The 5149-nt window shown below is 68.3% G+C and carries 9 protein-coding genes; 7 read left to right on the top strand and 2 right to left on the bottom strand.

From position 1 onward, the window contains the following. Positions 1-104: 104 nt before the first annotated feature. Positions 105-452: a hypothetical protein gene (locus tag J7E87_RS34325; protein ID WP_215098577.1), complete on the top strand. Its 348-nt coding sequence runs from the start codon at positions 105-107 to the stop codon at positions 450-452. Positions 453-487: 35 nt separating this feature from the next. Then, entirely contained in the window at positions 488-766 is a 279-nt protein-coding gene (locus J7E87_RS35760; RefSeq protein ID WP_251018426.1) for a hypothetical protein, read from the top strand. 90 nt (positions 767-856) lie between these two features. Here J7E87_RS35760 and J7E87_RS34320 read toward each other — a convergent pair whose 3' ends face one another. Next, positions 857-1702 (bottom strand): Ku protein, encoded by an 846-nt coding sequence (locus J7E87_RS34320; RefSeq protein WP_308313202.1) that lies wholly within the window; start codon positions 1700-1702, stop codon positions 857-859. Between the two features lie 346 nt (positions 1703-2048). Between J7E87_RS34320 and J7E87_RS34315 the strand changes: the two genes are divergently transcribed. Next, positions 2049-2303, top strand: a complete 255-nt coding sequence (locus J7E87_RS34315) for a hypothetical protein (RefSeq protein ID WP_215098576.1) — start codon at positions 2049-2051, stop codon at positions 2301-2303. A gap of 2 nt (positions 2304-2305) precedes the next feature. Continuing rightward, positions 2306-2677: a fic family toxin-antitoxin system, toxin component gene (locus J7E87_RS34310; RefSeq protein ID WP_215098578.1), complete on the top strand. Its 372-nt coding sequence runs from the start codon at positions 2306-2308 to the stop codon at positions 2675-2677. Between the two features lie 362 nt (positions 2678-3039). On the opposite strand, the gene J7E87_RS34305 is transcribed toward J7E87_RS34310, so the two are convergent. Then, the gene (locus J7E87_RS34305; protein WP_215098575.1) at positions 3040-3762 is read right to left on the bottom strand and encodes a hypothetical protein; all 723 of its coding nucleotides are present in this window, start codon (positions 3760-3762) and stop codon (positions 3040-3042) included. A gap of 119 nt (positions 3763-3881) precedes the next feature. On the opposite strand from J7E87_RS34305, the gene J7E87_RS34300 reads away from it, so the two are divergent. From J7E87_RS34300 to J7E87_RS34290, 3 genes are all read left to right on the top strand, one after another. After that, positions 3882-4283, top strand: coding sequence for a hypothetical protein (locus tag J7E87_RS34300; protein ID WP_215098574.1), 402 nt, complete (start codon positions 3882-3884; stop codon positions 4281-4283). A gap of 15 nt (positions 4284-4298) precedes the next feature. After that, positions 4299-4625 carry a DUF6233 domain-containing protein gene (locus J7E87_RS34295; RefSeq protein WP_215098573.1) on the top strand — a complete coding sequence of 109 codons (327 nt, stop codon included), beginning with the start codon at positions 4299-4301 and terminating at the stop codon, positions 4623-4625. 323 nt (positions 4626-4948) lie between these two features. Then, positions 4949-5149, top strand: a 201-nt coding sequence (locus tag J7E87_RS34290) for a hypothetical protein (protein ID WP_215098572.1), incomplete at its 3' end; no start/stop codon positions are given.

Below are 5149 nucleotides of genomic sequence, written 5' to 3'. Positions count from 1 at the left end.
CTTTCGATACAGGCCCTAGTGCAGTCAACTGACCAGAGCTTCCACGCCCTGTTCCTGTTCTTCGCCGCCCTGATCATCGCCACCGTCTGAGAGGAAGGCTCGTCATGAACGCCGAGACGCCGAAGGAACTCGCGACGACCGCCCACGTCACCGCGATCGAGACCACCGCCGACCGCGCGGGAGAGACCGGTGAACCCGGCTTCCTCGCCCCGGCGGCTGCCGCCGCGCTGCGCCTCCTCGCTGACGCCATCCAGCGCGGAACCGACCACGACATCGTCGTCCAGGCCCTGAAGGACGCTGGCGTCCATGACGCGTTCGCCGACGTCCTGGACGCAGCCTCCGGGGCCGTCATGAACAGCGCCGAGGACCCGTACGACTTCGACGAGCGCCTGGAAGCCGACAACCTCAGCGGCGCGGCCTCCCAGGTCCGCGACGCCTTCCGCTGGCTGTAGCCCCGGCATCGCGCCCAGGAGAAAGGGGAGATCCCATGGCGCATGGTCTGACCCCCAAGCGACTGGCCGCACTCCGTGCCGCCGCCGCGCACCCGATGGGCAACATCAGCCTCCGTATCGAGACAGCTCCAGCGGAGAAGGCCTGGCTGACGGCCGCCGACGAGATCGCCCTGGAAGAGCTCGGCCTCGGAAACTCGATCGACGATTGCGGCCACATCCAGGGCAGCGCCGACCCCGACGGCGAACACCGCTCCCACCCGCACCTCTTCCGCATCACCACCGCGGGCCGCCAGGCCGTCACCGAGGCCACCTGATCCGCCCGGAACGCGTAGGCCCGAAGAGAGAGAAGGACCCGTCGGCGGCGGGTCCTTCTTCGCAAGTTCGCGGCCTCAACGCCCGGGCGCTCACATGCGCTTGCGCTTCTTCTGGGCCGTCTTCTTGGCCGCGGTCCTCTTCTTCGTGGTGCGCTTGGTGGCGGGCATGTCGTGGAGGGTGGCATGCTCGCCGGTCTCGCCGCGAGCGTCCCGGGCCCTCTCGACGCTCTCGTTGAGCGCTGCCATGAGGTCGACAACTGCTGTCTCTCTGGGGGCCGGTGCCTCTGCCGAGACCAGTTGCCTGTTTTCGATCTTCGCTGTGATGACCCTTTCGACGGCTTCCTTGTAGTGGTCGGTCAGGTTGCTGAGGTCGGCCGTGGTGAGCGCTTCGGTCAGGTCGAGGGCGCCCTGCAGTTCGTTCTCCGGCACGGTCGTCTCCGGTGGAGCGAGGGCGTCGGTGGAGCGGATCTCGTCTGCGGCCAGTAGCTGGTGGAGCACCAGGACCCCGGCCTTGACCCGGAGGAGCCCGAGGCGCTCACGGTCGCGGAGCGCGAATTTGGCGATCGCTACCTTGGAGGTGCGCTGCAGCGCCTGGACGATGAGGGCGTACGGCTTGGCTGCGATGTCCCCGTTCGGAGTGAGGTAGTACGCCTTGCCGACCCGCAGGAGGTCAACGTGCTCGTAGGGATTGAAGCCCTGGACCTCGATGGCGCGGACGCTTTCGAGCGGGAGCGCGTCCAGGTCGGCGTCGGTGACCTCGACCAGGGAGCCGTCGGGCGTCTCGTAGCCGCGGCCGATCTGGCTCTGGTCGAGGGTCTGCCCGCACGTCTCACAGATTTTGCGGTTGCGGATCCGTCCGCCGTCCGCGGTGTGGATCTGCCGGAAGGCGATGTTATGGCTCTCCGTAGCGGGCGAGATCGAAACGGGGATCGTCACAACCCGAAGCTGATCGCGCTGTTGGCCAAGGCGTGTGGCATGGCGTACCTCCAACCGCCCCGTGATCAAGCCTACGAGCGGCTACGGTGCCCGTCGCGGGGAGCTGCCGGGCGACACCTCCGGCCCGGATCTGGAGATCCGCGAGGTCATTCGTGCTGGTGGTCAGGGCGTGTGCCGCTGCAGGGCGTGGCCCTGCCTCGCTCTGGGCTGGCCGGTCCGCCGCCGCGCCGTGAGCGGTGCGATCCTGAACCGTGCTGCCCGGCGCGCGCCCGACCTCGAAGCCGGCCCGCCGGGCAGCACGTGCCCGCCCCTCGCCCGCTTGCTACCACCCTGCTACCTTGACGGTATGAGCAGCGACAGGAAGCAGACGCAGCTGCGGCTGGAGCCGGATGTGCTCGCCGCCGGAAAGGACGCCGCGGCCGCCCGCGGCCTGGACTTCAACCGCTACGTGGAGCGGCTGATCGCCGAGGACACCAGCGGCGCCCGGGCGGCCGGCATGTCTGCAGCCCAGCGCCTCATCGACCGCCACGGCGACTTCCTCGCCAACCTGGAAGCCGACCTCGACACGCAGCACGCCCCCGCCCAGAATGCCGCTGCGTGAGCATGTCCCTGCACGTCGACCTGTCCTGGATCCTGGAAGTCGCCGAACGCGCCGGCCACCGCGATCCCGCCCCCGACGACCTCGGTGTCCCGATCGCCGCCGTCGCCCGCCACCGCGCCGAACTGCTCGAACAGCCCGTGTACGGCGGGCCATACGCCCGCGCCGCCGCCCTGGTCCACAACCTCGGCCGCTGCCGCTGGCTGGAACGCTCCAACCTCACCGTCGCCTGCGCCGTCGCCACCATGTACCTGAACGCCAGCGGCATCCCCGTCGACCCCACCCGCGAGCAGCTCACCGCCCTGGCCCGCGAACTGTACGACCCGCCCTGTACCGCCGCCCGCATCGCCGAGCAACTGCGCACCTGGCGGCCCTAAGCGCCTGCGAGACAAGCCCCGGAGAGCCACGTGGCAGACAACGTGATCCCCCTTTACCGACGCCAACCGCCACCACCGGAAGGCCATAAGTGCATCTGCGGAGCCACGTGGGCACCAGGCTTTTCGAGCGACCCCGCCTGGCTGCTCACAGCAGACCCCGGCTGGGACAGCTATACCGGCGTGACGCACTGCCAGGGCCGCGGCCGGCGCAAGCTCGATGTGATCCTGGGGCGCGACACCCGGCCTGAGTAATAGGAGTGGCTGTGACTGAGCGCTCGACCTGGCCAGTGAGTTCTTCAGGTGGGTCTGGCCGCGCTTCCGTGACGACTACGGCTGAAGGGGGACGCAGGTCGTCGAAACCCCTACGGACATCCCAAAGCCGATGCCACCCAGCTTTCGGAGGGCGGTGCGTCTTGGGCTGTGCCGTTCACCAGCCACGAACCGTTCCATTGGACGTTCCACACCTGGCCATGGGAGTTCTCGAACTCCACGAAGCTCCCTGGAGCTCCTTCGAGGAGCCCGAGCTCCCTCAGTAGAACGTCGTACGTGGTGAACCCACGGGACGGACCCACGCTGCCGCCATCCGTCCTGGTGTTCTCGTACCGCATCCGCAGGTACGGAACGGGGGGCCGGGAGACGATCGTAGGCCGCAGCATGCGCTTGAACCGCAGAACGGCCTCCTCCAGGCTCTCGTCCCCGCGGAACTCGCACTGGTACGCCGGGAAGACCGCTGAGACGACCTCGTTCAGGGCCTCGTTCCGCCCGTGGTGGTAGCCGTGCACGAGCGGTGCAGCCGCTGCCACGGCGTCGAACCGGTAGGTCCCGTAAGAGAATCCGGTGGCGACCGTGAGCGGTCGGGCGCCTAGTTCGCGCCCGAGGCTGTGCTGTCTCGCGAATGCAAGAACGGCCCTTGACAGGCCTTGGTCGTGGACGTTGAGCGAGTTCATTTGATAGGCCCAGCCTCCGTCGACGTCCATGGCCAGGGAGAACATGAAGCGCGACATGGGCGACCATCGCCAAGCCATAGGCAGGCCAGGTACCTCCTCCACGTTCCCGATCTCCGTGACAGCCTGTTCGATGTTCATGTCCGTCATTTTCTCCTCCCCGGGCCAGCTGCATGATCGAGCGCTCAGTCACAGTGGCATGGCGCGAGCTGGGGCGTGTCGACCTCCACGGGTATTCGAACAGGCGTATCATTTCGGCCGTGGCTGATTACGACTTTCCTCGAGACCTGCGCGACGCCCAGCTCCGCCTGCATCACGTGCGCGCCGAGTATTCAGCGCTGTGCCGGACGCTGCCGTGGTCGGTCGAGCCGGCCGAGGGCTGGAGCGGAGACAAGCAGCTTTACAGCGATTACGTGGGCACGATGCCGGACAGTCCCGGCTACACGGAGCAGCAGAAGGCCGACGAGGCGCGGCTGCGCCGACTGGTCCTGGATCTCTCGATCGCCGTGTCGACGCACCCGTATTGGGCGACGGCGGCGGCCGGGACTGTCGTGGAGCAGCGGATGGCGCTCAAGCACACACCCGGAGCCCTCACGCAGCCCTTCGGGGAGGAGCCGGCCCCGGTCGCGGATCGCTCCGAAGTTGCCGTGCTGGTCGCATAGTGCTGTCGAACCGCCATGGCCGATGAGCAGTCACACCTGCAGATGCTGTACTTCCTGCGGCGCGTGCAGCTCAAGCACCTTCGGCAGACCGAACACTGGATTGAGGAAGCCGAGCGGAGAGCGGCTGAACAAGTCGCGCGGCGGCCGCCGGCCCCGGACTGGGTCCTTGAGCGGGGCATCGGCCAGGGAGCGCCGCCCGTCTTGGTACACACCGGGGCCTGCTATATGCGGTTCACGCGCCGCAGGGCCCTCAGCCGCGACGAAGCCCGCCAGGCTCTCGTGGACGGCGTTCCGGCTTGCACGCACTGTCATCCCGATACGGAGCTGGGTTTTCTTGAGTAGCCCGAGCGCCGCGCGGGGTGGAGAAGGTTCGGCGAGGGGCGGCGCCTGAGCTCTCGCGGGTCCGACGCCACGGAGCGGGACTGGCGCGCATGCAAACGGCCGACGCCCAATCCGCCGAGGCGGGTGGCAAGGGCGCCGGCCAACCGAAAACACACACTCCGCGAGAGAACCCGAGAAGGCGGCTTCACTGGCGAGTGTAGCCGGGCGGAACGGCGTTGGGTACGCGCTTCCTTGCCGAGGGTGATGTAAAAGGGGTATTGTTTTCTCGTTGGGGCGTCGTGGCAGCGCACCAGCATCGAAGACACCTCGCAAGGAGCATCCCTATGCCCGTCTACCTCACCCGGCACGACATCGACGACCGCGCCCAGGAGCTCGAGGCCCCCGCCGTCCCGGACGCTGTGAACCGCGCGAACGCCGACCGCGCGCAGCTTGCCTGGCCGGCAACCGCCGCGGCCGTGACCGCCGAACTCGACCAGCTCGCCCAGGCCTTGACCGCCGCCGGCGTCACCGTGAACCGCGACGGC

The organism is Streptomyces sp. ISL-1 (genome assembly GCF_018614585.1).
Classification (GTDB): domain Bacteria; phylum Actinomycetota; class Actinomycetes; order Streptomycetales; family Streptomycetaceae; genus Streptomyces; species Streptomyces maoxianensis.
The sequence above is the reverse complement of the archived record's forward strand: the minus strand, read 5'-3'. Positions and strand labels throughout refer to the sequence as shown.